This window comes from Bartonella queenslandensis AUST/NH15, from assembly GCF_000312585.1.
GTDB classification, from domain to species: domain Bacteria; phylum Pseudomonadota; class Alphaproteobacteria; order Rhizobiales; family Rhizobiaceae; genus Bartonella; species Bartonella queenslandensis_A.
On record NZ_HE997977.1, the window covers coordinates 74,788 to 78,555 of the forward strand.

Below are 3,768 nucleotides of genomic sequence, written 5' to 3' on the forward strand. Positions count from 1 at the left end.
GTTTATATCTATTGACTACACATCGCATATGTATCGATTTCTCCTGCATAATCCGGTGAGATTACGACCTGATTACAGGCTATGGCGGCCAATTGATTTTCTATGGCTGCATTTGATCTTTGTTATTTTTGCCCTTCCTTGCAAGCTGCTAGGGGGATTCCCCTATCAAGCCCTTAAAAGAGCGATTTGGAGTCATTTCATAATGCGACGCCAAAACATAGTGACAAACTTTTCTATTGTTTTCATAAGCGCGACGGTTTGCATGGTTGCACCCTTTCAAGCACGGTGGCTTTTTTTGCACGATGGAATCTTTCACATATGAGACAACATAATTAAATTTATAATAGATAGTTCAATGGATTATCTAAAAAATGCAACGAAATAACTTAATATGAATATAAGAATTAAAAAAACAAACATCACGTATAAATAAATTCAAACATAATTAGGCACATGACTTATAACATTTTTTAGATGAACAAATAGTAATACACCCCATGTCTTTAAACAAAGAATGAAAATTATAAAATGAGAATGAAAATTATAAAATGAGCTCTAAAGATAATAGGAACTCTCTACAAAGAAGAGACAGAGATGAAGACTCTAAAGACTTCATCATCACCATCCTTTACCATTTTTCTAATACATTCATTTTATACAAGAATCTTTCCCTCAGAAGAAACAGCATTTGCAATAGCTTCTTCGTTTGCCTCATCGGGTAATAGCATTTCATTATGAGCACATCCCGATGGAATCATAGGAAAACAGTTTTCCAAATGATAAACACGACAATCAAAAAGAACAGGCGTATCACAGTCAATCATCTGCTGAATTTTATCATCAAGTTCATCGGACTTTGAACAATGAATTCCCACGGCTCCATAAGCTTGTGCCAATTTTACAAAGTCAGGCATAGATTCCGTATAAGAATGAGAAAGGCGATTACCATGCAGCAATTGCTGCCACTGGCGAACCATCCCCATATATTGATTATTTAAAATAAAAATTTTTACAGGCGTGTCATGCTGAATAGCTGTTGCAAGTTCTTGAATATTCATCTGAATGGAGGCATCACCAGAAATACATACAACCAGCGCATCAGGATGCGCTATTTGAACACCTATAGCCGCCGGAAGACCATACCCCATCGTTCCAAGACCACCAGAAGTCATCCAATGTTTTGGTTCATCAAAGTGATAATACTGTGCTGCCCACATCTGATGCTGTCCAACATCCGTTGTGATATAAGCACGCGCATCTTTGGTCAGTGTATAAAGCCGTTCAAGAGCATATTGTGGCATGATAACATCTTTTTTTTCCATATAGGCCAAAGAATTGCGTGATCTCCAGCGACTAATTTGTGTCCACCACGTTTTACGACTTTCCTTATCAAACTTTGATTGAAGCTTATGAAAATGTTGCATTATATCTGCCAAAACATGCGCCACATCACCAATAATTGGAACTTCTGCTTTTACAATTTTATTGATGGAAGAAGGATCAATATCAATATGAATAATACGCGCATGAGGCGCAAAGGCATCAAGGCGCCCCGTAATACGATCATCAAATCGTGCTCCAACAGCTAACATGACATCACAATCATGCATAGCCATATTAGCCTCATAGGTTCCATGCATTCCAAGCATTCCAAGCCAATTTTTACCAGAAGCAGGATAAGCACCAAGTCCCATAAGTGTTGAGGTAATGGGAAAATCTCCCAACTGAACCAAATTCCGTAAAAGCTGTATAGCTTCCATTCCCGATGAAATGACGCCACCACCAGAATAAATAATAGGACGTTTTGCCTCAACTAAAAGAGAAACGGCAGATTCAATAGCCTTAGTATTCCCTTTCAACGATGGAAAAGAATGTAAAGACTCCTGAACTTGGGGTGCTCTATAAAATCCTGACGAAAATTGAACATCCTTAGGAATATCAATCAAAACCGGTCCTGGACGCCCTGATTGAGCAAGAGAAAAAGCTTCATGAATAATTTCTGCAAGATCATTAACATCTTTAACCAGCCAATTACCCTTCGTACAAGGCTTTGTAATTCCAACTGTATCAGCTTCTTGAAAAGCATTTGTTCCAATTACCGTTGTTGACACCTGCCCAGAAAAACAAACAAGAGGTATGGAATCCATGAGAGCATCTTGCAAAGGTGTTACAGCATTCGTTGCCCCTGGACCAGAAGTCACGAGCATAACCCCTACCTTCCCTGTGCTGCGTGCATAGCCTTCAGCCGCATGCCCAGCGGCTTGTTCATGGCGCACCAAAATATGCCGGAGTGTATTTTGATGATAAAGAACATCAAAAATAGGCAAAACAGCCCCACCAGGATAACCAAAAATATGTTCAACGCCTTGATCTATAAGAGCCTGAACCACTATTTCAGCTCCCGACATTATTTTTCCATCTAAACTCTCTTGCTGTTTTGGATCATTTCTCATTTTTCCCACTCACCTATTTTGATAGGACAATAAAAAAGCCCCTAAAGGAGCCCATAAAAAAAGACCCCTAAGGAGTCTATTACACAACACATATTGTATGATCACCCCCCATTATTCCAACGCATAAAATATATAAAAAAATTCCTTATAGAAGGATTTTTAATTCCATTGATACCATTCGTCAATAAAAAATTTATTCTTCACAAATTATCTTTTGCAAATTCTTCTATAAAGCTCTAGCTTTTTCATCAAGAAGTAAGAATTCATTCTTCATCAAATTGATGACGAAACCAAGTCATTTGTCTTTTTGCATATCTCCTCGTTTGAGTTTTTACCGCTTCAAGAGCATTTTCAAAGCTTCTATATCCATCCAAATAAGCCATAAATTCAGGTATACCAATCGCTTTCATCGCTGGCAAAGAAGGAGAAAGCATAAGTTTCTTCATAGCCACCACCTCTTCTAAAGCACCTCTTTCAATCATAGAGTCCAAGCGTTTATGAATGCGTTCATAAAGCAAAGCACGGGGTTGCATGAGAAGAATTTTTTCAGCACAACTGGGCACAATGAGAGGCGTTGTTTTTTGCTTTTGCCACCAACTAAGCTTCTCACCGGTTGCATCATAAACTTCCAAAGCACGGACAATACGCTGTCCATCTTGCGAAGAAATTTTTTCAGCAACAACAGCATCAATCTGTAACAACTGGCGATAAAGACTTTCAGCCCCCTCTTTATCAAGCAGCAAACGCCATTTCTGCCGTACAACATCTGGAATATGAGGAATTTTCGAAATTCCCTCCAAAAGAGCACGAAAATAAAGTCCTGTTCCACCAACAAAAATAACTGATTTCGACGTAAAAGTAACCAACAGCTTCTCAACATCACACAACCATTGTCCTACTGAATAATTCAAAGTAGGACTCACATGACCATAAAGATAATGGGGAACAATCGTGGTATCAGCCTCTCTCGGCCGCGCCGTTAAAATATTTAAAACATCATAAACCTGCATTGAATCAGCATTAATAATAAGAGCACTTTTTTCTTGGGCCATTTGCAAAGCAAGCTCTGACTTCCCACTTGCCGTGGGTCCTGCTATCAATGTAATTGTTCTCTGTGTCATGAATAGCAATTCCTACCAATCAGCAACCTATTGCAACAGGCATGACTGCCCGCAACGCCCCCTTATGAAAGTTACAAAAAAGAAACTTCATAAAAATATCAAAGAAATTTCAAAACATTTTTCGCTATCATAATTCAATAACAAATCACAGCCATAATAATTCTGTCTGTTAACGCATAAAAAACATACTCAAC

At 38.5% G+C, this 3,768-nt stretch carries 2 protein-coding genes; both read right to left on the reverse strand.

The annotated features are described in order from the left end of the window. Positions 1–653: 653 nt before the first annotated feature. Positions 654–2,453 carry an acetolactate synthase 3 large subunit gene (locus BN338_RS00930; protein ID WP_039758179.1) on the reverse strand — a complete coding sequence of 600 codons (1,800 nt, stop codon included), beginning with the start codon at positions 2,451–2,453 and terminating at the stop codon, positions 654–656. A gap of 263 nt (positions 2,454–2,716) precedes the next feature. Continuing rightward, positions 2,717–3,574, reverse strand: a complete 858-nt coding sequence (gene miaA / locus BN338_RS00935) for a tRNA (adenosine(37)-N6)-dimethylallyltransferase MiaA (protein WP_039758161.1) — start codon at positions 3,572–3,574, stop codon at positions 2,717–2,719. Positions 3,575–3,768 lie beyond the last annotated feature (194 nt).